The organism is Psychrobacter sanguinis, assembly GCF_020736705.1.
Lineage (GTDB): Bacteria > Pseudomonadota > Gammaproteobacteria > Pseudomonadales > Moraxellaceae > Psychrobacter > Psychrobacter sanguinis.
Genome location: NZ_CP085990.1, coordinates 2,908,176 through 2,933,696, shown reverse-complemented (window position 1 = coordinate 2,933,696; position 25,521 = coordinate 2,908,176). Strand labels below are relative to the sequence as shown.

General features: G+C 40.3%; 25 protein-coding genes and 1 pseudogene. 12 read left to right on the top strand and 14 right to left on the bottom strand.

Annotated features, from left to right (window positions below; all coding sequences use genetic code 11):
- Positions 1-131: 131 nt before the first annotated feature.
- Entirely contained in the window at positions 132-1,352 is a 1,221-nt protein-coding gene (gene mnmA, locus LK453_RS12335; RefSeq protein ID WP_201535772.1) for a tRNA 2-thiouridine(34) synthase MnmA, read from the bottom strand.
- Between the two features lie 54 nt (positions 1,353-1,406).
- On the opposite strand from mnmA, the gene ispF reads away from it, so the two are divergent.
- From ispF to LK453_RS12320, 3 genes are all read left to right on the top strand, one after another.
- Entirely contained in the window at positions 1,407-1,919 is a 513-nt protein-coding gene (gene ispF, locus LK453_RS12330) for a 2-C-methyl-D-erythritol 2,4-cyclodiphosphate synthase (RefSeq protein WP_201530115.1), read from the top strand.
- Between the two features lie 126 nt (positions 1,920-2,045).
- Positions 2,046-2,381: a Grx4 family monothiol glutaredoxin gene (gene grxD / locus LK453_RS12325; protein ID WP_201530116.1), complete on the top strand. Its 336-nt coding sequence runs from the start codon at positions 2,046-2,048 to the stop codon at positions 2,379-2,381.
- Positions 2,382-2,669: 288 nt separating this feature from the next.
- Positions 2,670-3,155, top strand: a complete 486-nt coding sequence (locus LK453_RS12320; protein WP_201527089.1) for a hypothetical protein — start codon at positions 2,670-2,672, stop codon at positions 3,153-3,155.
- Positions 3,156-3,354: 199 nt separating this feature from the next.
- Here LK453_RS12320 and creC read toward each other — a convergent pair whose 3' ends face one another.
- The 4 genes from creC to LK453_RS12300 form a co-directional block, all read right to left on the bottom strand.
- Positions 3,355-5,310, bottom strand: a complete 1,956-nt coding sequence (gene creC / locus LK453_RS12315) for a two-component system sensor histidine kinase CreC (protein ID WP_201527092.1) — start codon at positions 5,308-5,310, stop codon at positions 3,355-3,357.
- Complete coding sequence (locus LK453_RS12310; protein ID WP_201542087.1) at positions 5,307-6,107, bottom strand: response regulator transcription factor; 801 nt, start codon at positions 6,105-6,107, stop codon at positions 5,307-5,309. Before LK453_RS12310 ends, creC begins: the two co-directional genes overlap by 4 nt.
- A 276-nt stretch (positions 6,108-6,383) precedes the next feature.
- Positions 6,384-7,166 (bottom strand): sulfite exporter TauE/SafE family protein, encoded by a 783-nt coding sequence (locus LK453_RS12305; RefSeq protein WP_201527096.1) that lies wholly within the window; start codon positions 7,164-7,166, stop codon positions 6,384-6,386.
- A gap of 162 nt (positions 7,167-7,328) precedes the next feature.
- Positions 7,329-8,729 (bottom strand): glycerophosphodiester phosphodiesterase family protein, encoded by a 1,401-nt coding sequence (locus LK453_RS12300; RefSeq protein ID WP_201527098.1) that lies wholly within the window; start codon positions 8,727-8,729, stop codon positions 7,329-7,331.
- Between the two features lie 239 nt (positions 8,730-8,968).
- Between LK453_RS12300 and LK453_RS12295 the strand changes: the two genes are divergently transcribed.
- Positions 8,969-9,637: an alpha/beta hydrolase gene (locus LK453_RS12295; RefSeq protein WP_201542089.1), complete on the top strand. Its 669-nt coding sequence runs from the start codon at positions 8,969-8,971 to the stop codon at positions 9,635-9,637.
- A gap of 5 nt (positions 9,638-9,642) precedes the next feature.
- On the top strand, positions 9,643-10,431 hold the full coding sequence (locus tag LK453_RS12290; protein ID WP_227674471.1) for an esterase/lipase family protein: 789 nt from the start codon (positions 9,643-9,645) through the stop codon (positions 10,429-10,431).
- Positions 10,432-10,514: 83 nt separating this feature from the next.
- On the opposite strand, the gene LK453_RS12285 is transcribed toward LK453_RS12290, so the two are convergent.
- A complete protein-coding gene (locus LK453_RS12285) occupies positions 10,515-11,216 on the bottom strand; it encodes an IS1 family transposase (protein WP_227953986.1) in 702 nt (233 codons plus the stop codon).
- A 60-nt stretch (positions 11,217-11,276) separates the two neighbouring features.
- Between LK453_RS12285 and LK453_RS12280 the strand changes: the two are divergent.
- Positions 11,277-11,549 (top strand): annotated as a pseudogene (locus tag LK453_RS12280) (triacylglycerol lipase); the annotation flags it as partial.
- Positions 11,550-11,650: 101 nt separating this feature from the next.
- Positions 11,651-12,766 (top strand): lipase secretion chaperone, encoded by a 1,116-nt coding sequence (locus LK453_RS12275; RefSeq protein ID WP_227674494.1) that lies wholly within the window; start codon positions 11,651-11,653, stop codon positions 12,764-12,766.
- 61 nt (positions 12,767-12,827) lie between these two features.
- Here LK453_RS12275 and LK453_RS12270 read toward each other — a convergent pair whose 3' ends face one another.
- From LK453_RS12270 to LK453_RS12255, 4 genes are all read right to left on the bottom strand, one after another.
- Positions 12,828-13,235, bottom strand: a complete 408-nt coding sequence (locus LK453_RS12270) for a hypothetical protein (RefSeq protein ID WP_201527104.1) — start codon at positions 13,233-13,235, stop codon at positions 12,828-12,830.
- A gap of 161 nt (positions 13,236-13,396) precedes the next feature.
- The gene (locus LK453_RS12265) at positions 13,397-14,392 is read right to left on the bottom strand and encodes an IS4 family transposase (RefSeq protein ID WP_227945199.1); all 996 of its coding nucleotides are present in this window, start codon (positions 14,390-14,392) and stop codon (positions 13,397-13,399) included.
- Positions 14,393-14,674: 282 nt separating this feature from the next.
- Positions 14,675-15,205: an inorganic diphosphatase gene (locus LK453_RS12260; protein ID WP_044297946.1), complete on the bottom strand. Its 531-nt coding sequence runs from the start codon at positions 15,203-15,205 to the stop codon at positions 14,675-14,677.
- A 372-nt stretch (positions 15,206-15,577) separates the two neighbouring features.
- A complete protein-coding gene (locus LK453_RS12255; RefSeq protein WP_007393714.1) occupies positions 15,578-15,718 on the bottom strand; it encodes an entericidin A/B family lipoprotein in 141 nt (46 codons plus the stop codon).
- A 377-nt stretch (positions 15,719-16,095) separates the two neighbouring features.
- On the opposite strand from LK453_RS12255, the gene LK453_RS12250 reads away from it, so the two are divergent.
- On the top strand, positions 16,096-16,641 hold the full coding sequence (locus LK453_RS12250) for a tRNA (cytidine(34)-2'-O)-methyltransferase (RefSeq protein ID WP_201527106.1): 546 nt from the start codon (positions 16,096-16,098) through the stop codon (positions 16,639-16,641).
- Between the two features lie 57 nt (positions 16,642-16,698).
- On the opposite strand, the gene LK453_RS12245 is transcribed toward LK453_RS12250, so the two are convergent.
- From LK453_RS12245 to tusD, 4 genes are all read right to left on the bottom strand, one after another.
- Positions 16,699-17,130, bottom strand: a complete 432-nt coding sequence (locus LK453_RS12245) for a TusE/DsrC/DsvC family sulfur relay protein (protein WP_227673734.1) — start codon at positions 17,128-17,130, stop codon at positions 16,699-16,701.
- Between the two features lie 117 nt (positions 17,131-17,247).
- A complete protein-coding gene (locus LK453_RS12240; protein ID WP_201527108.1) occupies positions 17,248-17,595 on the bottom strand; it encodes a hypothetical protein in 348 nt (115 codons plus the stop codon).
- Positions 17,596-17,779: 184 nt separating this feature from the next.
- Positions 17,780-18,103, bottom strand: a complete 324-nt coding sequence (locus tag LK453_RS12235; protein ID WP_201527109.1) for a hypothetical protein — start codon at positions 18,101-18,103, stop codon at positions 17,780-17,782.
- Between the two features lie 89 nt (positions 18,104-18,192).
- Positions 18,193-18,600, bottom strand: coding sequence for a sulfurtransferase complex subunit TusD (gene tusD, locus LK453_RS12230; RefSeq protein WP_201535806.1), 408 nt, complete (start codon positions 18,598-18,600; stop codon positions 18,193-18,195).
- Positions 18,601-18,887: 287 nt separating this feature from the next.
- Between tusD and LK453_RS12225 the strand changes: the two genes are divergently transcribed.
- From LK453_RS12225 to LK453_RS12210, 4 genes are all read left to right on the top strand, one after another.
- Positions 18,888-20,300 carry a glycosyltransferase family 4 protein gene (locus LK453_RS12225; RefSeq protein ID WP_227674369.1) on the top strand — a complete coding sequence of 471 codons (1,413 nt, stop codon included), beginning with the start codon at positions 18,888-18,890 and terminating at the stop codon, positions 20,298-20,300.
- 327 nt (positions 20,301-20,627) lie between these two features.
- Positions 20,628-21,176, top strand: a complete 549-nt coding sequence (locus LK453_RS12220; RefSeq protein ID WP_044298095.1) for a phosphatase PAP2 family protein — start codon at positions 20,628-20,630, stop codon at positions 21,174-21,176.
- A 326-nt stretch (positions 21,177-21,502) separates the two neighbouring features.
- Entirely contained in the window at positions 21,503-24,364 is a 2,862-nt protein-coding gene (glnE, locus tag LK453_RS12215; protein ID WP_201535812.1) for a bifunctional [glutamate--ammonia ligase]-adenylyl-L-tyrosine phosphorylase/[glutamate--ammonia-ligase] adenylyltransferase, read from the top strand.
- Between the two features lie 136 nt (positions 24,365-24,500).
- Positions 24,501-25,430 carry a branched-chain amino acid transaminase gene (locus tag LK453_RS12210; RefSeq protein WP_201527115.1) on the top strand — a complete coding sequence of 310 codons (930 nt, stop codon included), beginning with the start codon at positions 24,501-24,503 and terminating at the stop codon, positions 25,428-25,430.
- The last annotated feature ends 91 nt before the right edge of the window (positions 25,431-25,521 follow it).

The following is a 25,521-nucleotide window of genomic DNA, read 5'->3' as shown; positions in this document are numbered from 1 at the left end:
CAAATACTGAGAGGATTATACCAAGTTATCTCATTCATAGAATGTTGAAAGTCAGATAACGGGGTGAAAGTAGTATTAAATACACTACTGACGGTAAAATATTTTATATGATGCCCTCTATGTAGGTCACTTTAAAATTCATATGCTTTAGCAGACTCAATTACACCACCGCCCAAACACACCTCGCCAACATAGAATACAGCAGATTGTCCAGGAGTAACCGCACGTTGTGGATCGTCAAATACAACCTTGACTCGGCTACCGTCTTCAGAATCTGCAAATACCGTACAGCTTTGATCAGGCTGGCGATAGCGGGTTTTAGCCATACATTTGAGACCCTTGTCACTAAAGATAGCATCAGGAGCAACACGCTCAACCCAGTCAAGCTTATAAGCGGTTAGGCTTTGGCTTAGTAGCATAGGGTGGTCATGGCCTTGGCCCACAATTAGCTCGTTGTTGGTTAAGTCTTTTTTTAGTACAAACCAAGGTTCTTCAGGGCGATCTTTTACACCGCCAATACCAATACCACCACGTTGACCTAGGGTGTAGTACATTAACCCGTCGTGTTTGCCAATGGTAATACCATCATCGGACACAATATTGCCAGGTTTGGCTGGCAGGTATTGCTGTAAAAAGTCTTTGAAGCGGCGCTCTCCAATAAAGCAGATACCGGTAGAGTCTTTTTTCTTCGCCGTTGCTAAATCATGTTCTTCGGCAATTTTACGTACTTCAGGCTTTTCTAATTCACCCACTGGGAACAGGGTTTTAGCAATTTTGTCGCCGCCCACCGCATGTAGGAAATAACTTTGGTCTTTGTTGTTGTCTAGGCCACGTAATAGTCGAGCAACTTCAGTCCCATCTTCACGCGTGTAATTGATACTGCGACGAGTGTAATGACCAGTAGCGATATAATCTGCGCCTAGACCAAATTTAGGGTCAGACGCGTAATCTAAGAATGCTTTAAACTTAATTTCTTTATTACAAAGAATGTCTGGATTTGGGGTACGACCCGCTTGGTATTCGGCTAAAAAGTGCTCAAATACTCGGTCCCAATATTCCATAGCGAAGTTGGCAGTATGTAAGGTAATACCTAATTTATCACACACTGCTTGGGCATCGGCCAAATCTTCCATTGCGGTGCAATATTCGGTGCCATCATCTTCTTCCCAGTTTTTCATAAATAGGCCTTCCACTTGGAAGCCTGCTTTTTGCAGCAGCACTGCGGAAACTGAAGAGTCTACACCACCAGACATACCTACCACCACTCGAGTCTGGCCAGGGTTGGGCACATCACTTAAGCGTAATGCAGGTAAATCGTAAGGGTTATTGTTAAAAGAGGCAGATGTCGTCATATTATCAGAAACTATGCTAAAATTTGGCTAAATTATAACACCGATAGGCTGATAATGATAAGAATTGGACAAGGTATTGACGTACATGCTTTTTATGACAAATCAGCAGAGAGTAATAGCCATGATAGCGGAAGCTCGCAATTTGTTACTTTAGCGGGCGTGCAGATTGAGCATAGCCATAGCTTATTGGCTCACTCTGACGGCGATGTTGTATTGCACGCTCTAGCAGATGCCTTACTGGGCACCTTAGGCTTAGGTGATATTGGTCAGCACTTTCCTGACACAGACGATGCCAATGCAGGTCTAGATTCAAGAGTATTGCTGCGTCATGTGTATGGCTTAATTCAGCAAAAAGGCTATAAACTGGTTAATGCTGATATTACTGTGGCCTGTGAACGCCCAAAGCTAGCCAAACATAATTTGGCGATGCGCACCAACATTGCAGCAGATCTTGAGACTGACGTGGATAACATCAGTGTTAAAGCGACCACGACTGAGAAACTTGGCTTTGTCGGTCGTCAAGAAGGCATCTTGGCCAGTGCTGTGGTACTTGTAACCAACGACTGATTTATTTGAATAGCCATTAACGTTGTATTTTTTGTGACCATCCCCATTAATTGTTAATACAAACTTTGATAGCCCTTACTTCTCTAACTGAAGTTTTTAAACGTGTCTTCCCATTAAGGATTTATTATGACAGATCAAAATCAAGATATCGAAACCCTAATCCGTAACCAAATTAAAGAAAACCCAGTACTTCTTTATATGAAAGGCACTCCACAGTTCCCACAATGTGGCTTCTCAGCTAAAGCCATCGAAGTGTTGACTCAAATTGGTCGTCCATTCGCGTTTGTTAATATTTTAGAAAATCCAGAAATCCGTGCCACCTTACCAAAGATTGCTAACTGGCCAACTTTCCCACAGCTTTGGATCAATGGTGAGCTAATGGGCGGATCTGATATTATCCTAGAAATGTACCAATCTGGTGAGCTTAAGCCTTTGGTTGAAGAGCATAGCCCAGCCAACTAATCTAATCATTAGTTAAAGTCAGTGATACAAAATTAATGCGTAAAGCTGCAGAGCCTCAGATGTTATCTGGGGCTTTTTTTATGACAGTTTTAACTTGATGATGGTGATAGCTTTGAGAAAAATCTGATTTGATGATGAATGCGGTTTAATAGTAAATCTGATTCAATGGGAAATGTAATTCTATAAATAGGCAGCTGTTATGTTTTTGTATGCCACTGCTTTATAAATTGATAATTATCACCATATAACAGATAAGTGAAAAAAATTTAATAAGTATAGGAATAGAACATGACTTCAGCAGAAAAATTAGCCCAAAAACGTAAGCTATTAGAACAACAATCAGAAAAAATTAAGGCTCTTGCAGATAATGAAGCTCAATCTTCGCTTAAGTGTATTCATTTGTTGAGCGTGGCAGGTGGGGCGACTAGCGAAACCTATACGGCTATCGAGCGTCGTATCATTGAAGACCAAGATACACATGGTGCTTATCATTTAGCATTGATGGCTCAATCGACATCAGATTTGCCGGTTGATGCCCGTCAATTAATTGAGCTAGTAGTGACTAAAGGTAACAACACTCAGTTATTGTCATTATTGAAAAATCTACCAGTACCTCCTGTTGAGATGATTAAACAGAAGGTGGTAGAGAGTGGTGATGCCGCGTCAATTGCCGAGATGGTGGCTTATTTAAACGCAAATCCTGAAGGTATTGGCAGTCACAGTATTTTAGGTAGCGGCCAAAAAGAGCGCATTGTGCCATTAAGTGAAGGTTAATTTTAGAATTAAATCTAGCCTTATAAAAAAAGCCCATGAGTGAATTTCATGGGCTTTTTTCATTTTGATTAAAGTAGGCTTAAAGGACTGTTATTCAACAGTACTGGTCACAGTTATTACTTAACACAGACATTTGATAGCGTTATTGTGCTTGCTATTGTTTACAGTGGCAATAGCTATTTATATTGTCGCATTATGGCTATAGTGTTGCCATATTCTTATCTTTGAAAGCCATAAACGCTACCGGTAAGTAGATAATTAATTCCACCCCTGTGGTAGATTGCTGATCAGTTCCTTCCGGAAAAGATTCAAGGTTTTGAATGGTAACCATACCGCCATGTCGCTCAATAACTTGTTTTACCAAGGTCAGCCCTAATCCAGTGCCTTTTTTCCCTTGTGAGCGATTTTGAGACTGACCTTGAGAGGTATAGTCGTGATTTAACGCATTATTATTTAAACCATTGTCCTTATTTAATCCAGTATTATCGTTTTGAGAGTTACTTTGACTAGCAGCTGGAGCTAAGTTAACAGCTTGGCGATGATATTGATGCGACAGGCTAAAATAACGGTCAAAGACTTTTTCCAAGGCATATTCGGGTATTAAGTCGCCATTATTGATAACAGATAACTGTATATATTCAATTTTATTAAAGTGTTGTAGAGATAAATAAACGATAACTTTGCTGTTGGCGAAGTATAGAGCATTGTCCAATACATTTTGCAGGGCTTGGGTTATCCAAAACTCATCTGCCAGTATAGGTTTGTTTTGCGGCTGAGCAATCTGACATTGATAGTCAATTTGAATGTGTTGGTTTTGACGTTGCATCTCACAACCTGCAATCAAGGTCTTCATTAACGCGTCTGGATTAATGGGCTGCATCGATAGCTTAAATGTTGGCTGCTCGATTTTAGCCAATAGCAATAATCTATCAATTAAAGACTGGAGCTTAATACTTTGCTCAGTAATGGTTTGACTAAGCATCAGTCTGTCTTCACTGTCTAAGTCCGTTTCTTCGAGCAGCTCGCCACTGGCTCTAATAGCGGTCAATGGACTTTTTAACTCATGAGTGAGGGTATGTACATAATCGGTCACATAAGCTCGATTTTCCAAACGGTGTTTCATGCTCTCAATAGTATCACTCAGCTCATTGAGCTCCTTACCTAAATAAAAATAAGGCTTTTTGGTATCTTGTGCCAGCGACTGAGTATAGCGGGTAACCAATAAGGTGCTTTGACGAAGCCACCACGCAATAAGACCTGCCATCAACAAGGTGAGAATACTAATGATGAGCGACGCGGTTAGCATCCGCTGACGGGTAGCATTCAGATAGGGCAGTATAGTGGCAGTAGGTTTGCCTATACTCACCACCCCAATAATCTCTTTATTGTCACTTGAGCTATAAATAGGTTGGGCCACGTACATGATAGATGAAGTTGAATCTTCAGGGTCAGTGCGAGTGGTTCTCGCCCCATATTTGCCTTGTAGTGTTAAATTGACATCATTCCAGCTAGAGTAATCTTGTCCTTCAGCGTTACTTTCGACAAGATTTGTAGAGCCTTCTTTAGGCAGTGAATCATAGATAACAATGCCATGTTTGTCAGTGATATATATTCGAAAACTGCTGTGGGTTTTTTCATGGTACCAAGCATCTAGCGGCAATGACGAGCTTAACCATCCGCCGTCAAGCTCACTAGGATGTTGGGAATGACTAGGGTGTGAGTCAGTAGAGGTATTGTTAGAGTCAGCGTCGCTATTAGCATCCAGTTCAGGCACCAAAAAAGCATTGTCGAGCATTGCCTGATAATGCTTATCATAAATCTCACCTGATTCAACCGCAGCTTGCAAGCTGGCTGCCACCAACTTCGAGGTATCCACCAAAGTGTCTTCAATCACTTGCTGCGTGATAGGACGCACATAGTTAAAAAGCTGGTTAAAAACCACAATGCCAGAAATAATAACAATAATGCCAACCGCTATCCAAATTCTGAAGAATAGACTAAGGTTAAGAATTTTTTTAGGTTTATTGTCCGGCACAATAGGTGGGTTTTCTTTACCAATAGGGTGTAATTTCGCATACCAATTATTTGAATTAAGGGATGGTTTAGCGGTTTCATTGGTACGCTTTTTAGTATTATTATCAGTGCGATCACTCATGAGGCACAGAGTCCATAGCCTAGGCCACGATGGGTATGAATAATCTCTTGATCATCGTCACTTATTTGAGCCAACTGCTTGCGAATAGACTTAACATGACTGTCAATGGTACGTGCCAAGCGGTGGTCGGGATAATCGCTGATAGAATTTAATAGTTGCTCGCGACTAAACACCCGCTCTGGGTTGGCCAATAAAGCCAATAACAGTTTACGCTCAGTATTGCTCAGCTCTAGTTTATTGTCATTCCAGTATAAGGTGTAGGTCAGTGGCTCATAACGCCACACCCCTGACTCAAGCTCAAAGATTTGTGGTGCTGAGCCATCTTCGGCTACAAGATTCTGATTGTCTATATTCGATGCGGTTAACTGCTCACGGCGCCAAATCGCTTTAAGACGTGCGACCAACTCTCTGGGGCTAAAAGGTTTGGGACAATAGTCATCACCACCCATTTCAAGCCCTAAGATTCTATCTACCTCATCGCTACGAGCGGTCAAAAATATGATAGGCAATTGTTTTAATAGGCCTATTTCATCGGAATGACGGATATCTTGACACAAATTTAGCCCATCACCATCTGGTAATCCCACATCCAGTACAATACCTGAAATAGAGTGGTTTTGTTGATTAAAGCTTTGTAGCGTAGGAATAACGCTGCTGGCATTATCAAGCCAAGTCACTTGCCAGCCTTCGCGTTTGAAAGTCACTCGTAACGAGGTAGCAATAGCGGGATCGTCTTCAACAATTAAAATATGGGGCGTAGGGGTGTTGGTGGCTAATGCATTTTGAGTAGCAGTCATGAGGAATACCGATTAATAGAGCAAGGTGGGTAAACTAAAGTATTTAGGACAAAGGGATTTTGTCAAAATATAGTCATAATCCTAGCATAGCCGGTGTGAAAAGAGGTGTGTTTCGGATGATGAGAATATGGAAAATTAATGAATATTTATTTGGTGTAAATCAGGCCAGTCTCTAACCAAAGCACACTGGACAAAGCAAGTGGATAGACAATGAAATCGAGACAGTAAAAGCCAAATAATTAAAACAACAATTCACTCAAGTATGGCTATTATCGTTTAAAACAACACGCCAATATTTTCATAAATCATATACAAGCCACTGACAGTCATAAGAATCAGCAATAACAGTCGGAACTGTTGCACACTCATACCTGCTAGAAACCGCTTACCAATGTAATTACCCAGTACAGCACCTAGGCCTAGTACCAAACCATATATCCATAATTTAGCGGTTAATACTCCAAAAAACGCATAGCTGCCGATTTGAGCAATACCCACAAAAAAAGAATTGGCTGTTTTGGTGGCAATTAAATCCTCTTTTTGTAGGCCTGCATTCATATAAAAAGGATTTAATACAGGGCCTAGACCACCGATAATAGTACTAATAAACGCCACAATAAAGCCCAGTGGGATAAATCCTGCTTTGGGCATATTAAAGGTTTTGTCTATTTTGCCAAATTTGTATTGAAATAAAGTAGAAACTAAAAATATTCCGACCAGAAGTTGTATCCAACTGGCGTTAAGTTGACTGAATAATAAGCCTGCAAGCCCCGCACCGACAATAGCACTCGGCACATAATACTTAGTGAGTCCCCAATCGATATCATGCCAAAACATAATCATGCGCGAGGGCCGGGATATAAAAGTCCCTAAATTTATCACAGGAGGGGCAGCCGGCGCACCAATTAAAGCAGAGGTGGCAGGAATTAAAATTAAAGCACCGCCACCGCCAGAGATGGTAGAGATAACAAAGGCTAAGACACCCAATATAAATAAGCTGGCAAGATGCCAAAGCGGAATAGACTCAATAAGTGTTACGAAATTAATGAGCATTAACATGGATATTTGGCCATCATAAAATCAGAAGGGTTACTGAGGTTTAGTCAAAAAAGCTTTAGCCCAAAAATTTTAGACTAAAGCTTTGCATTAAATCACATTTATTCAAACAAGCATTAATTTAACCGATTATGGCTGCTGCCTGTTACTATTTAAAACTATAAGCTACAAGCCTTTACAGTTGGCGTAATAGGTCACAGTCGCTGGCCAATCTGAGAAAATACCCATGACCCCAACGTCTTGTGCCAATACATCAATGTAGTTCATCAGATCGCCATCGTTATTAATCGCATCTTCTAAACCAGTATAGTACCAGCCACCACCATTAGCCAGAGGACCCGAGCGCTCTATTGACCAAGTGAGCATCTTAAGCCCAGCTTGTTTTGCTTGCTTAGCGTATTCTGAAGGCATCATGTGCCCTTTGCCATCTGTAGTAACGAGCATCCAGGTTGCCGGTGCAATGATATTAACGCCCATGGCTTTTAATTCTTGCATAGAATGTTTCCAAGTTCTTGGATCATTCTTGTCAAACTTTTTGCCCTCTGCGGTCTCATTGCTATCTTCGATAAGATATACTGCGGTTTTTGCAAAGTCAGGATTGTTTTTAATCCAGTATTTTATATCTTCAATATCAAAAGATTGGGCATAAACATCGCTGCCAGACACGCCCGCTTTTTTGTAGGTATCAATCAACTGTTTACGATATTGATCTTGGGTATAATCGCCAAAAGGCATTTTTTCTACTGGCGCTTTTAACTCTGGGGTATGTTTTAAGCCTAAGCTTTTCGTTAAGGCAATATGTTCTTGTAAGCTTAGCAATTTACCGTTTTGGTTATAAAGCTCAGTACGCCAAGGGGCGGTAGCATTGATATAATCATTAAGCGTGGTGGCTTTGGTATCTGCCGCATCCATCTTGCCTTTTAAGGACTTAAACTCAGCCAAAGTAAGGTCTGAGGTTCGACATTCAATACTGTCTGCATTGGTTAATTTACCCTTGGCATCTATTTTAGGTGGTGTACTACATTTTTTGGCTAGCGGGGTACTGAGGATATTGGTAGTGGTGTGTAAGTCATTTTGAGCATGGCGACAAACCAACTGCTTGTCTTTGGTAAATGCCACATCGCATTCTAAGACACCGGCACCCATACGAGCCGCGGCCATATAGCCGTCTAGCGTGTGTTCAGGATATTGTAAAGGGGCACCGCGATGAGAGATTGAAAAGTCAGTTTTCTTAGCTATCTGCCCTTCGCATGATTTTAATTGTTTTTTTAGAGGGCTCTCATCCATATCATCTACCAAGTACATTGGCCGGCTACCATAACTTACTATAGACTTTGAATCTGTGGCAGGACTCATGATTGGAGTGGATTGAGCGGAGCTGATAGGCACATTATTTTCGTTAGGTTGTGCCAAAAGATTGCTACATCCGCTCATGACGACACTAGACAAACCCAAACACATACTGGCTAATATTATTATTTTGCTTTTAGAGGTAGGTGCTTTATAGTTATTAGTATGACAGTCGCTAATAAATGATTTACGTACTGTGTTTTTATGATAAGACATTCAAAGTTCCTTATGAATGGGTATGTTAATATTAGACTTAAACCGCACCCTTAGTTTTCGATGCTCAATAATTATTTTTAAGCATTACGGTTAAAAGGGGTTAAAAGGGTGCGGCACGACTTTATTCGCCTCAAAGTGTATAACTCAAGCCGTTAAATTAACGGAAGTTATTGACGGTTTTATGACATTCGGTTTTTAATTTAGATAATAGATTTTGATACACAAATTTAAGGACAGTTATGACCCAATATTTAGAGTGTGTGATTGTAGAGCACAACCCTTCAAACAAAAGCATTGATAAATCGGTAATCTGGTTACATGGTTTAGGCGCTAACGGCCATGATTTTGAGCCTATCGTGCCTGAGCTAGGACTTAGTTCAGATATGGCAGTACGTTTCGTATTCCCACATGCACCGCATATTCCGGTGACGATTAATGGTGGTATGGTGATGCCAGCTTGGTACGATATCTTAGAAATGAGTCTGGATCGCAAAGTAGATGTGGCACAAATTGAAGAATCAGCAGCGGCTATCAATGATTTGATTCAGCGTGAAATTGAGCAAGGGGTTAATCCAGAGAATATTGTGATTGCTGGGTTTTCACAAGGCGGTGCGGTGGCGTATCAAGTGGCGTTAACGTATCCACAAAGATTGGCCGGTTTAATGGCTTTATCGACTTATTTGGCAGTCAATGATGCTTCTAAATACAGCGCTATCAATAAAGATTTGCCGATTAAGATTGATCATGGTACTCAAGATCCAGTTGTACCTGTCATTTTAGGTCAACGTGCCAATGACACTTTGACTAAGCAGGGTTATCCGGTCGATTTTAATACTTATCCCATGGCACACCAAGTTTGTCTGCCACAGATTAAGGCAATTGGCCAATGGTTAACCAAGGTACTTTAACGGTTATGGGTTCTTCAATTGTCGTAATTCCACAAAATTTCGTCATGAATACTTTGGCCAAGTTTACTACTTCTGTAGTGAAATTGGCCATTTTGAGTGTGGTCAGTTTTTTTGGTCTGATGCAGATCGCTTCTGCGGCAGATTATTATAACTGCTCCAATCCTACTGGCTGTCAACTGGTCTCTAGTATTGATCCCAAAGATGATTCAACTGCGACCCAGTATCCAGTGGTATTGGTACATGGCCTAAACGGCTTTAATACTCTATTTGGGGTGTTAGACTATTTTAACGGTATCCCACAAGCACTTATGGAAGGTGGGTCAGACGTTTATGTGACAAAGACCTCAGCCATTCATGATGCAGAATTTCGAGGTGAACAATTACTACAGCAAGTACAGACCATTACGGCCGTCACAGGCAAACAAAAAGTCAACTTAATAGGGCACAGTTTGGGCGGTATAGATATTCGCTATGTGGCAGCTGTTGCTCCCGAGCATGTGGCGTCAGTGACAGCTGTGGCCAGTCCTGAACAAGGCTCAAAGATGGCGGATTGGGTACTTAATCTAATCACTGAAGGCAGTGCTCGAGCTGGCTATCCTGAGGGGGAGTATAATTTGCTCGGTAGGGCACTGATTTCCTCGCATAAGTTCTTTGGAAGGTTTATAGACTTTGGGTCAGGGATTAATCTAAAGCAGCTACAGCAACAAGATGCCCTAAAAGCGGCGACGGGACTTACTACTGATTACATGACCAACTATTATAACCGTAAGTATCCCGCCGCCATGCCCAGTTAATATTGTGGGCAACCGCCGAAAGAGTTTGTGGTTAATGGCATTCCTTACTATTCTTTGGTGGTGGTTCAAAAAGTAGGCTGACATTAGACATATCCATGATTGATGTAAAAGAAAGCTAAATCAAAGGCTTTAAAGTGATTTTCCAGCTTTTTAGAAAAGTTACAACTTCGCCTAAATGCTCGCCTTACTCGATGTCTGATAGTGCAATTATTACCTTCAATACCGACCGTGAAAAACTTGCCAATGACTTGGGTAAAGCCCTTAAAACCGGTAACAAAGCTATCCCAGGTATCACTAGCGATTCTAGCACAACTTACGCCTAAGGCTTGCAGTTTAGCTTTAAGCTTTTTGACAGTGTTAAGGTCTCGTTTTCCCCACACATAGGCAACAATTTCACCTGTGTCACGGTGATAGGCATAAATTAGCCATTGTTTGTTGGTCTTCTTGCCTACGAATGTCCAAAGCTCATCGACTTCAAGACAGTCGTATTGCCTTTGCTTGGGGGTTATTTGGTAGTGACACTTTTTTAGGGTGGCCAGTACTTTGCCTTTGCTGATTCTCTCAACGCAAGCGATGTCTTTTATGCCACTGCCTCGAACCATAAGATGGCGTATTTTGCTATCTTTTTGGGAGTGACAGCCTTGGTACGTTAAGGCATGGTCGCCAATAAACTGCCGTTTGCAGTCTTTGCATTTATAGTTTTGTTTACCATAGCTTTTGAAGCCATTTTTCTTTATACTGTCACTTAGACAGGCTGGGCATTTGATGTATAGTGTGATTTGCATTTCACTATTTTATCAATTTCTCAGCCTGTTTTTTTTCAGCCTACTTTTTGAACCACCACCTATTCTTTTAGTGGCGTAGGTACGATAACCAATGGACTCGATCCGACAGATTATTTGCTGGCCTTAACCTCACGTACTTTTGACAAAGGAGATGCCAATGATGGTTTGGTCTCTGCTTGTTCTAGCCGTCTAGGCTATGTGATTAGTGATGATTATAAGATGAACCATTTAGACTCGACTAATCAGTTCATAGGTTTGGTAGCTTGGGGGGAAGTCGACCCAGTTTCAGTGTATCGCAGCCAAGTCAATCGCTTAAAAAATCAAGGGTTATAACGAGTTTACATAGCAAAGTAGGTCTTGCTCGGATAGGTCTTGATAAAATAGAACAAAACGCCTCGTTAGAAAATAAGAGCACAAAACCATGGGTAATGACTATGACAAATAAGCCTACTCGCAAAGGGTTATGGCTGTTGCTGGCAGGGCTGACTATGCTGGCGGTGTTACTTATATTAGGTCTAATTGTAAAATTAGGAGCAAAAAAAGACGACACTGAGCCGACTGCTAATGAGGCTACAATCCGATCTACCCAGTCAAGCGGTTCTGCTTTAGAGGACGGCTCAGATACCACAATTGAGGACTTAGCCTATACGCCTGATAAGTTTATTACAGGTACTGAGCAGTTACCTAAATCTTTACAAGGTACGCAGGTGGATGGTGAAATCATCATTACTGATGAAGAGCAGTTGGTGCCCACTCGAGGTTTAAGACGTTTATTTGATTACTTTCTTTCTGCGTTAGGTGAGGAAGATACGAAGACTATCGATGCACGGGTAGAGGCTTATATTTTAAATACCACGCCGCAGCCTGCAGCAAGTGAAGCATTAAAGCTTTACCATCAGTACCAAGCTTATCTCAAGCAGGTCTCAGCGATTCAAGGCTCACCGACTAAACCTATCAATGATGTTAAAAGTTTGCAAGAAACGGCTCAAGGCAAGATGGATTTAGCAGCACTTGAGCGACAACAAAAGCAGGTAAAGCAGATACGAAGTCAGCTGTTTAATTCAGAAGTTCAGGCTGCTTTTTTTGGCACTGAAGACCAATTGCATGCCTATAATAAGCAAATGATAGAAATAGCCCAAGATAAGTCGTTGTCAGCATCCGAAAAACAAAAAGCGAAGCAGGCTTATCTAAAGCGTTTGCCTGAGTCTTTGACTAAAAAGCAAGCTGAGCAACAGGCCAATATAGACCAGCTGATGATACGTACTGAGCAAATGAAAAAAACAGGCGCTGATGAGAGTCAGTTGTTTGAAATGCGCACTGAACTTGTGGGAGTAGAGGCGGCAGAACGCTTGGCCGCCTTAGATCAGCAAAACCAAGACTTTGACCACCGTTTTGAGCGTTATCAACAGCAAAAGCAAAAAATTAATGGCTCTAATATCAGTCAAGAGGTCAAGCAACAACAAATAAAGGCGTTAGAACAGAAGATGTTCAATGAGAATGAACAGAAGCGTCTGACAGGTTATGAGCAGTTCAAAAATCAGTCCTCATAATCTGGTGCCCTGTACCCAATACAATAATATTTTATAAAAGGTTAGACGTTTATCAAGGTGTTTATGAAGGCATTAATTGCCAAAACAGAAAGCTAAGCACAGCCATGATTAAAAGGATAATAAAAACACGCTTAACCCAATAAGGTACCGCAGGTTTTTTATATCCCATAGTCTCTAAGCGCTCATCTAAACCATTATTTAACGCTTGTAACTTTGGATTTTCCTTAACCGGCAGGGTAGAGGTAGTTCCTTTTGCAGCATTTTTCTTTTGTTGTTTCTGGTGGATTGCCTCAACTTTTTTGGTCTGCTGTTGTTTTAAGTTTTCCTCATAGCTATCAATAAGGTCTTTGGCTTCACCCATGCTAATATTTTGTTCTTCAGACAGTGTTTTGATGGCCAATACCAGATTGTTTTTTTCGACCATTTGAGCAATGTGCTTTGGCAGTTTAGTAGGCGTGTTATTAGACATAGAGAACTCTTATTCAAACATTGAAGGATAGGATGTCATTGGAATAGGGTAGCGACATAGGATATCAGCTACTTTTCATGCAAACCCATTACTAAGACCAATTGTATAGGGCCAATTCTATCAGCCAATTATAAACGGATTCTCTGCACACGACAAAAAAATCATCCCCATCCGATTTTCATAGGTTTAGGGGTTAAAAAGCTAACTAATTGTCGAAATACAGTCTTATCATTGTTAAAAAATACCAAACGAAGACCTTCAATCAATAAATCCAGGCCAAGCGCAAACAAACTGGCTTGAGGTCGAGCGTTTGACTTTAACTTGCGTTTTAACGGCTTATCTTTGTCTTTATAAATACCGACATGATAAGCCCAACAAAATGCTAAGGCGTTCACTGCGACTAATTTACTGACCCGATCAAGATGGGTTAAGTGGGTATCTTCAAGATTAAAGCCACGCCCCTTTAGACAAGCAAATAAAGTCTCAATTTCCCAACGCTTAGCATAGCTTGTCATCGCATCCACTGTTTCTAGTTGATTGGTTGCGACAATCACTAAACCATAGTCTTTATCACGCTTGGCAAATACTCGAACCAAACAACCATCGACAGTCAGTATTCGCCCATGTCGATATGTTTCTTGATGGCTAACATGGCGCAATAACTCTTTAATCTGTACCAGCTTGCCATGATGATTCCTAACTTTACTGTTCTTCTTAATCCGTATGGCAAAGGGTATGTGATTATTGGTGAGCCAGTTAAACCATTTTTCGCCAACAAACTCTCTGTCTGCTACTATCATCTCAAGGTTATCTTTGCCAAATTGTTTGATAAACCGCTCAATAAGTTCACAGCGTTCAAGATGGTTTGTATTACCTCGCTTATCTAGCATTTGCCAGTATAAGGGGATGGCTATCCCTTTATATACCACTCCTAGCATAAAGATGTTGAGGTTACTTTTACCCCATTTCCAGTTGGTGCGGTCAATGGTTAAGGTGACTTTGCCTAGTCCAAATAGTCGATATATCATCAAAGCCAGTTGATCGTAGTCTATCCTCGCTTCGGCAAAAAATCGCTGTAGTCTGCGATAGTGGCTGTCGGTTTTACCACCCTTAGGAAGGTGTCTTGCTATTTTTTTTAAGACTACTGCTTTGAGCAGTAATCAGGGCTATTATCATTAGGCTCAAACAATTGATTCTTGCCTTGTTCATGCTCAGGTTTTGGGTTAAAGTTTCACTAAGTCTGTTAAAGTTTGGCATGGTCTGATTCGTCTTAAAAATTACTATTATGCCTTTGCTTTAACAGACTTTTTTGTTTTTTTGTCGTGTGCAGAGAAACGGATTATAGATTGGTCACTCAAAATAATATAAAAAAAGCACTTTGACTACGAATCAAAGTGCTTTTTTGCAATCAATAGGTCTAAATTAAGACCAGGTCTTGATTATTTGTCTTTCCAGCGCTGAATAGCTTCTTTGATAACTTCTTTGGCTTCAGCAGCATCACCCCAAGATTGAACCACGGTGGTACCTGCTTTTTTCAGGTCTTTATAATGGCTGAAATGGAACTCTAATTGCTCAATTAGACGTTTTGGAAGGTCTTCTAAGCTGTTGTAAGCATTGCCGTTATTACGGTCATCTGCAGGCACCACAACTACTTTATCATCAACTTCACCATCATCAACAAATTTCATAACACCGATAACTTTTGCTTTTAAGAAGATACCAGTAGTTAGTGGCTGTTCAGTGATGATTAAGGCATCAAGCTCATCGCCATCTTCATCAAGAGTTTGTGGAATAAAACCATAGTTACATGGCTTAGCAAAAATAGCAGGCTCTACACGATCTAATTCAAACACACCCAGTTCACGGTTCCATTCGATTTTATGGTTACTGCCTGTAGGAATCTCAACCACAACGTTGATTTCGCCGCCGTCAACATCGCCTGCATCTAAAATTACGTTAAAATCTGCCATTCTATTCTCCGTTATAAGCTCAATAAAGAGCATTGATTTGTAATAGTTTTAAATTTCATGCTGATTATAACAACTTTTATTCGAATGCCAAGTTATGAGAATATTCCAAATTAACATTTGTCACCGTCGATATAATATTTATGCGGCATAACTAAGTAAATATATACGTTCCAACAGAGAAAAAACCATTACTTTAAGAATTGCTATATAAAAGATAAAGCCTAAAAAACAAATGCTCAAAAAAATAAAAGCCCACTAAAAAGTGAGCTTTTATTTTTAGACCATCACTCATATAAATTTAAAAGGGGTATATTACTTACCTACCATCCTTAAAATATATATTCGCTCTGATATAAAATCTAAGTTAAAAAATTAGATCTTTTGTTCTACTTTGTCAGCAGTTTTAGTTACGCCGTCGCCAGCTTTAGAAACGTCTTGACCAAAGCCTTTGAAAGTGTTGCAACCAGATAATACGATTAATGCAGTTAAAGATGCGAAAGCTAACTTTTTCATACTGAGTCCTTAATAAGATCGAAAGAAATGCTAAAAATTTATCATAAAGTGATAAGAATAAAGTCATGCAGCAATGTGTTCAGTACTAAACATTAAGTATTAAACAAAAATCAATTAATTTTTTAAAAGCTTTTAAGCCAACATTAGGTTTGAAAAATGTCAGCTTTAAAAAATCTTTGTAATACTTAAGGTTAACTACGTCATTACAGCAACATAAGCGTTATCCTTAATTACATAGTATATTAATTTGAAGGGAATCGACAACATATTAATGTGTGTAATTTGACTAAAACTGTCATAGAATTGTAAATTTGAAATTAATTTTTACAATTATCTCAAAGAAATTATTTTAAATAGATTGATAAGGGCAGAATCCTATGACCATTCATATTGTATTGGTGCATCCACGAATTCCTAATAATACTGGCAGTGCCATTCGCTTGTGCGCAAATACGGGGGCACAGCTGCATTTGGTTGAACCTTTAGGTTTTGACTTAGAAGATAAGAAGTTACGCCGTGCTGGTCTGGATTATCATGAATATGCCAATATGAAGGTGCACAAAAATTGGCAAGTAGCCAAAGAGGCATTAAAAGCAGCAGGCTGTGAGCGTATGGTGGCCTTAACCACTAAATTAAGTCATCCTTTTTATGAATACGACTTTAGTTCTAGTAATGAAGATTCACAGCAAGAAAATATTGCTTTGGTATTTGGCTCAGAAACAGCGGGATTGGCAGACGATATTCGTGAAGATATTGGTGCGGATAACTGGCTAAGATTGCCCATGCTACCGGATTCACGTAGCTTAAATTTGGCCAATAGTATCAGTATTTGCTTATATGAAGTGTGGCGTCAGCAAGGATTCTTCGGTGATGAAGGTCGCAGTACAGGCTATACCGAATTAACCCCTTACGACCCAAAATAGTAAATAAACGTCAGCAATTCAGCTTTTCTAAAAAAAGTAAATTTCTTAAAAAAGAGCTTATAGACAGTTTGGTGGTTTAGGTAGTCCCGCTATGCGATTGACATGGCGGGCAACCAATCCGGTATTAAAAATCTGTTGTAGCTGCTGATTGCTGATATCCATATCTGGTAGAGTTTTCATCAAATACTTAATTAAGGGGCGGGTAGAAGGGGGGTGATTAAACTCATCATGAAACGCCCTGACTTGTTGCAAAATCTGATAATGACGGTCAGTCAACGTTACCGATAAAGTGTCAGCAAGCTGTTGGGCGACTGCTGGAGTCCATTGAGTATGATCTACCAGATGACCTTCTTCATCAAGCTCTAAAACCGAGCCCTCATCTACGGTTAAACTATTGGAGTCAATGGCCGAAGATGAGGTTGCTGTTGAGGATCGTGGTGACTTTGAGGTCGTAGTAGAAAGGCTATTAAGGTCAGAAGATTTAGTCATGGTTCGCTCATTACTTATGGGCAGCTATAGAAATTAGCTATTAGGAATTATTCAATACTGATAATAAACTGGGTCAATATTATTGGTATATTCATCGCACACATAGTGTCAAAACGCTTAGCTAAGTGAGTTAAGGGTAATCACTCTATCAACCTTCTGGGTCAATTCCACCCACTGTTTATCGTTAATAAGATTAACTTTAGAAAAATCTGTATTCTCTCTCGCACTTTCATTCAACTGATTGACGTCATCTTCTAATACGTATATTGAGGCAATATTATCAATACGCGCGCCCAACTCCTCGTCGTAATTTAACTCGTCAATATATGCTTTTAGCCAAGTAATATAACCAGTAGTCTCTGCCATTAATAGTATGCTATCGCCCGAGTGCCAAAGAGGCGCCATTTCTCTAACCATGGCTTTTAGGGTATTCATAGGGGCATGTATTTGAAATAAAGTAGACATAAGGTGGCTCTTAATGGGCTTTAAAGGTAATAGTAATAGTAATAGGTTGTAAATGCAGTGAGTCTTAACACAATAGATTTTAAAGGCAAAAGTCTCAATGTAATAATTTCTAAGGCATGAGTTTTTCAGTTAAAAACTTCTAAGGCACTAAGTTTTAAAATAATAACTTTCGAAGTACTAGGTGTTAAAACGAAAAGACTTGCTGAAACTTATTAGAATCAAAGTCTTCCGGAATAAAATCAATTTGCTTTGATACCTCTGAAGGCACCATACCAAATATCCAACTGCTAAATACATCATCTGGTAGCCATGCCGGTGGAATATCATATAAATCCAAAGATTTAATCATGCCATGTAGGCGGCTCTCTGGCTGCATTAGAATACCAAATACTGAACTACTCAGCATAAGCTGTACATCATGACCAAAGCTTGCCAAAGTTAAAGCCAGAGCGCAGCCTTCGTAAGTTGCCAGTTCGGTGGCTGTGGTTAATCGGATAAGTATTGACACAAATCTTCCTTTTTCTTTATTGAGTCGTTTTTTATTCTATTTGCTTGTTTGTCCGTTAGTGACGTTTGGATAGACGTACAACAGAAGAGCTAAAATGTGACTACCTTTTCTGCCACAGAAAACTGCTGTGCTAATTCGCCTAAACCTACTAATTCAAAGCCCGCTGCTAGGTTGGCTCCTTCTAATTTATGACGACGCGCATTTTCTTCATCAGTCACGCCACGAGTCAAAGCGGTACTCACACAAATGGGCAGTTTAAGCTGATAATCTTCGCTAAGCTGTGTCCATAATTGAGTCAAGCTTTGTCTGTCTGCGGTTTGCCAACGTAGAGCATTACCTGTATTCGCCGCTTCCCCATAAAAAAAGATACTAAGCTGCGGTTTATCATCACTATTTGCAACACTCTCTAAAAAAGCCTTCGCATAGCGATAGGCATGCCAAGCTATGCTCTGGCTAGGGTCCACGTTAATCAATAATAGCGTATTTGCAGTCGTCATAAGCACATCAATCTGAATGAATTTATAGGAAGGGTAAGATATCAACTCTATTTAATTATACATGATTAGGGCTATAGCGTATTTTACAAGAGGTATGCTGACAGTAGGTACTTTTACTTATAGCATCGACTTATAACTTCTATTTTTAAGATTGGATTAACTTATGTGTTTTTAAGTTAATGTCATCAAACTGTGATTTAAACGCAATAAAAGTGTCAAATCTTTTCTTTAAAGTTAAGTTTAAGTCAAAAAGTAATTTAACTCAGTACAAAAAAGTAGAGGGCATTATGCTAAAGCAAAGCATCAGTAGTAGCGACGGCATAGAAATCAGCCAAATGAAGCCACTCATTAACATGAGAGCAAAAGTTCATGATCCTTTAATGGACTTACAAACTCATACCTCGGTACAGGTTGGCTCACATGCTCCAGCCAATATCTCTGTCTATTCTAAGCCATTACATATTTTATTGGTCACCGAAACTTGGTCGCCAGAAGTTAATGGCGTGGCCATGAGTTTAGGTCAATTAATGACTCAATTGGCTTTAAAGGGACATCAAATTAGTTTGTTAAGGCCTAAGCCAAGACAAGAGTTGGCTTTAAGTACTTCTGACTCTCGAGACAATCAGGCTCAAAACAGCCAAATGATTAGTGACACAAATACGACACCTGCATGTCCTCTAGTTAAGCCAATCATCAAAAACGACTTACAGGTAAAAGGTATCTCGATACCTAAATATTCAGATTTACAGTTTGGTTCGCCCGCTTATTTCAAAATTAAAAAACAATTGCAGCATTTACAGCCTGATGTGGTCCATATTGCTACAGAAGGTCCATTAGGTTTGGCGGCTTTGTTAGCTGCTAAGCATTTGAACATTACTGTAACTAGTGGTTATCACACCCAGTTTCATGACTTTAGCCGTCACTTTGGGCTTGGTGTCTTAGCCAGACCATTGATGGCTTATTTTAAATGGTTTCATAATGCCTCGAAAGCCACCTGCGTTCCCAGTAAAAAAACATTTAATGATTTAGATTGTTTAGGATTCAGGCGGTTATATGAGGTCGGACGCGGCGTTGATTTAGAGCGTTTTAATCCTAAACATCGTAGTGAGTCATTAAGGGCACAATGGGGAGCTCACAATCAGCATACCGTGCTGGTTATGGTAAGCCGTTTGTCTCCTGAAAAAGGCGTGGATTTAGTGATTAGAAGCTTCAAAGCGTTACAGCGAGAGCAGTTACAACGAGCGGTTAAATTGGTAATAGTGGGCGATGGTCCTGATAAATCACGCCTTCAATCTTTAGCCGCTGACAGTAAAGATGACATTATATTTACCGGCGCAAAAACAGGGCAAGACTTATCAATGCATTATGCAAGCGGTGATGTTTTTGTTTTTGCCAGCCAAGTCGAAACTTTCGGTAATGTGGTGGTTGAGGCCATGGCCAGCGGCTTGCCGGTTTATGCCTTCGATGACGCGGCTGCCGGCATGTTGGTTACTGAAAAGAGTGGCAAATTGATAAGCGTTGGTGATGAAAAACAATTTATTGAAAAAGTTGCTAACTTACCAAAAATGCAATTGCTAAAAGAGCAAGGGTTACAGGCTGCTAAATCTGTTGAAGGTTATTCTTGGCAACGTCCTGCTGAGCAGATGCTAACCATGTTTTATGAGGCTCTAAACCATTCTAAACACAGTTATCAGTCATAAATCATCAAGATAGATAATAGGGCTATTTGTAATTGAAAATATACGACCAATTAAGAGGTGTTATAAAGAGTAAAAACTAATACTATCAATAAGTTATACTGGCAAGCGCTCAGTTAAATGAGAGCCAACAGCTTAGTCAGATTAGATTGTGATATAGCACTACTAAAGCAATCGAGCCATACAAAATGTTCGATTTAATTAAGCTATAAAATAAGGAGATAAGTCTTGAAAACAGATAAATCTAAGCAATCATTGAACATTAAGTTGACGCCTAAAGTCGTCCCCAGCCCTATATTCACTTTGATTTCTCGTAGCCCGGCGTTAGCGGTGTATGCCAATTATTTTATTTCTTGGGATACTAGCGTATGTATCCATATCAATCGCTATTCGACCAATTATGCCATTGCCACATTTTTTAAAATGATTAGTAGATTGGGCGACGGTTGGTTTTGGTATGCAATGATGTTAGGAGCTTTGGCCTTTTACGGGTGGGAAGCAGTACTACCTTTAACCACTACAATTTTGATAAGTACCTTAGGTTTAGCGGTATACAAGGTGTTAAAAGTCAAGACAGTACGCCCTAGACCTTACCAAGTACACCAAGTAATCGTGCTCGGTGAGCGTCCGTTGGATGTTTTTAGTTTTCCATCTGGCCATACCTTACAAGCAGTATTGTTTACCGCTACTTTGGGCAGTTACTTCCCTGAGCTATTGCCTATTATGTTGCCGTTTACCTTTTTGGTTGCTTTGTCACGTATGGTATTAGGTTTGCATTATCCAACTGATGTCATCATCGGTGCCGCCATTGGCTATGGTCTATCGTTATGGGCGCCTAATTTTTATGGCGTCATTGAACAAAGCTTGCCTGTTTTATAAAGTTTTAAATCACTGGCTAAATGAGTTTCATTGGCTTACTAACAAATCAATCCTACTAATGACCCAATTTTATTAATTCCTAGTTTTGCTTACGTCTAATGCTATTAATTTTTGATATTTTCAGCTTTAATATTAGACGCTTAAATAGAGGGTTATATAACACTCTCAGATGAATAACCTTCTATATTACGCTGAAATTCATATACTTAGGAAATGTTTTTTTTGATACAAGGATATAAAAATTTAACACTAACAGTCATCTTATAACTTCTTTTTATGTGGTAGGCTAATAGCACACTAGCACTTTTAAGGAGTCGTGCCACATCATGCCATCTGACAATAGCTTTGCCGCCACCTTTGCCCAAGAGGCTTTATCGTCCACCCCTGAGAAGATAACGGCTGAGCAAATCCAAAATCTAAAATTAGCCAGTCCTTTTGCCTATCAAATATGGCAGCAAAAACAATCTGTTTGCCAAAACTTTTTAACCAGTTATCCCTTAAGCCAATTTTTGACCCGTCAGCAAATCAGTGATTTGATTGACGATTATACCTTGGATGATGGACTAGATGATGAGCTAAAACGTGCCGATGAAGCTGGTGTTATGCGTGGTCTACGGCGTTTGCGTGGATTATTGATGCTACGCTGGATATGGCAAGATACGCTAGGTATTATCTCATTAGAAAAATTAACTTCAGAACTATCAGACTTTGCCGATAACTGTATCAACTTTACCAAAGAGTATGTTTGGGAGCAGTTAGTCGAGCGTTACGGTCGTCCCACTTATATTGACAGTAAAGGTCAGCGTCAATTTGACGATATGGCCATTTTTGCTATGGGCAAACTTGGGGCCCAAGAGCTTAACTTGTCGAGCGACATTGACCTCATCTTCGTACATCGGGCCAGAGGTGAGACAGACGGTGATAAGTCAAAAGGCACTAAGTGTATCGACAATAAGCGCTTTATGATTCGTTTGGGCCAAGGGATTATCAAGATACTAGATACTTGTACTGCTGAAGGGTTTGTGTTCAGGGTTGATATGCGTCTCAGACCTTGGGGTGAGGGCAGTGATTTAGCGATACATTTAACCGCATTGGATAAGTATTTTTCAGCACATGGCCGAGCTTGGGAAAGATTCGCTTGGTTAAAAGCACGTATTGTGAATGAAGTAGATGACGACTTTGCTGATGATCTTGAAGATATTGTTAAACCTTTTGTGTTCAGATATTACGTGGACTACAGCGCTTTTGCTGCCTTGCGAGAAATGAAATCGCTTATTCAAAACCAAGTAGCGCAGCGTGAAGACTTAGATAATATCAAATTAGGTGCCGGTGGTATTCGTGATATTGAGTTCGTGGTACAAGCCTTTCAGCTAATTTATGGCGGTCGTCACTCTCAGCTTGAAGTCAAATCTTGTTTGAAAGCAATGAAAGCGTTAAATGATTTTGACTTTATTGATGATGAAACCTATGAAAAGCTTGAGGCCGCTTATCGATTCTTGCGCCGAGTGGAACATGGTATACAAGCGATAAATGATCAGCAGACGCAGCGCTTACCTAGTAATCCCGAAAGTCAGCACAATCTGGCAGTGACATTAGGTTTTAAAGATTGGTCCGATTTCTTACAGTGCTTAAATGAGCACCGCCAGAATGTACATATCCCCTTTGATCGAATGGTAACTGAGCGTCAGATCGCTAAAGATGCCACTATTAGTAGTGACAAAGAAGCAGAGGCTTTAAATAAGATCCTAACTGATGAAAATAAGGCCAAGCTTGAGCAGTTTTGGAACAGTAAAATGGTGGCCAGCTTGTCAGAGGAAGCAAAGGAACGGCTTGACGATGCTTATCCTGTTTTGGTACATGCGCTGTTGGTTCACGAAGAGCAACAAGGCCTAGCGAACGTCGCATTACCGAGACTCATTAATCTGATGGAAGCCATCTGCCGTCGTTCGATATATTTGGTGATGTTGGCAGAGAACCCGAATGCGACCGTCAATTTGATTCCTATGCTGTCTGCCAGTCCTTGGATTGCTGGCGAGTTAACGCGTTATCCAGTACTGTTAGATTCATTTTTACAGCAGCGTTATCGTCATTTACCAGACAAACAAGAGTTGGCCAATATTTTACGCCAGCGTCTATTACGGGTTGAGCCGGACGATGAAGAGATGCTACTCAATGTACTGCGACTGTTTAAGAATAATCAGGTATTGGCAGTAGCCGCCAGTGATGTAATAGCTGAACGTCCCATTATGAAGGTATCAGACTCATTGACTGATATTGCCGAAGTGGTGCTAGAATTTACTTTAGAGCGTGCGTTTACTGAGTTGGTTAAGCGCCATGGCTATCCTATCAATCAGCAAGGTGAGTCGGTAACTGAGGCACATAATGGGTTTGCTATTATTGGATATGGCAAGCTGGGCGGTATTGAGATGTCTTATACCTCAGATTTAGACTTGGTATTTATTCATCAAATCAATGAACAAGCCATGACTACGGGTGCCAAGCCAGTCAGCGGTATGAAGTTCACCGCTCGACTTGCTCAAAAGTTAATGACTTATCTTAATACCCAGACCCGTGATGGCAGTGCTTATGAAATTGACATGCGCCTTAGACCCTCAGGAAATGCCGGTATGATGGTAGTTTCAAGCCACTCATTTGAGCGTTATCAGTTAGAGAAAGCTTGGGTATGGGAGCATCAAGCCTTAGTTCGTGCTCGAGCAATTTGTGGAGACCGTCGAGTAATGAGTTCTTTTAATCACACGCGCAAACAGGTACTGACTCGAGAACGTGATATCAATGATTTAAAGCAGCACGTGATTGAAATGCGCTCAAAAATGAAAGACCATCTTGGTAGTAATCAAAAGGCACAACAAGAAGGTAAATTCCATCTTAAGCAAGATGCAGGCGGTATTGTGGATATTGAGTTTATGGCTCAATATGGGGTGTTGGCTCATGCCCATGAGCACCCAGAGCTTACTGAATGGAGTGACAATGTAAGAATATTTGAAAGTTTGGCAAAAGCAGGGGTGTGGGACGTAGCAACCTGCGAAGGGCTTACTCAAGCTTACTTAAAGTTGAGAGCGACCATGCATCAAATTGCTTTGGCCAATGAGGAGGTTATGGTGGACGCCGAACCTTGGAATGAGACACGAGAGTATGTCATATCCAAATGGAATGAGATTGTTGTATAATCCTTGAGGCTAGTCCTATATAACTAAATAAAATAACTCACAAAACTAAAAATTTATAGTCAATTTGGGTGGCAGTGATATACTTAAATTGTCTATACGTTTTATAGATATTATTAGATGCAACGGAATAATTATTATGAATATGGCAACGACAGAAGGTAAACTTTGGCTTAATGGCGAGATAGTTGAGCAGCCAGACGCTAAGATCCATGTATTAACCCATAGCTTACATTATGGTATCGCTGTTTTTGAAGGCGTACGTGCTTATCAAACAGATGATGGTAGAACCGCTATTTTTAGACTAGATGATCACACCGACCGCCTACTAGGATCAGCAAAGATCTTCCAATTAGACGTGCCGTATGACAAAGAGACATTTAATCAAGCGCAAAAAGATGTGATTAAGCAAAATGGTTTTGATTCAGCTTATCTACGTCCTTTAATTTGGATCGGCGCTGAAAAGCTAGGTCTGTCTTCACGTGGTAATAGTATTAATGCGATGGTCGCTGCTTGGAAATGGGGCGCTTATTTGGGCGAAGAGGGTATCCAAAAAGGTATTCGTGTTAAAACCTCGTCATATACCCACCATATGACCAACGTGACCATGTGTAAAGCGAAAGCAGCCAGCAACTACCCAGTTTCAATTATGGCCAACCAAGAAGTGACCCGTAGTGGATATGACGAAGCCATCTTGATGGATCCTCAAGGTTATGTGTGTCAAGGCTCTGGTGAGAACTTATTTTTGGTTAAGAATGGAGAGCTACATACTCCTGATTTAGGCGGTGGCGCTCTTGATGGTATCACCCGTCGTACTATCATTCAGTTTGCTGAAGATTTGGGTATTAAAGTGGTGGAACGCCGTATCACTCGTGATGAGTTCTATCTAGCCGATGAGATATTCATGACTGGTACCGCTGCTGAAGTAACCCCAATTCGTGAATATGATGACCGTGTTATCGGTAATGGTGGCCGTGGTGAAATCACTGAGAAGCTTCAATCGTTATACTTCGATGTGATACATGGCCGCAATGAGCAATACATGCATTGGTTAAGCTTTGTAGACTAGTCAACACAATTGTTTATTAAAAAGGCCGAGCACTGAGTGTTCGGCTTTTTTATGCTAAAATAATACGAATATTATTTATCTAATTTTAAGG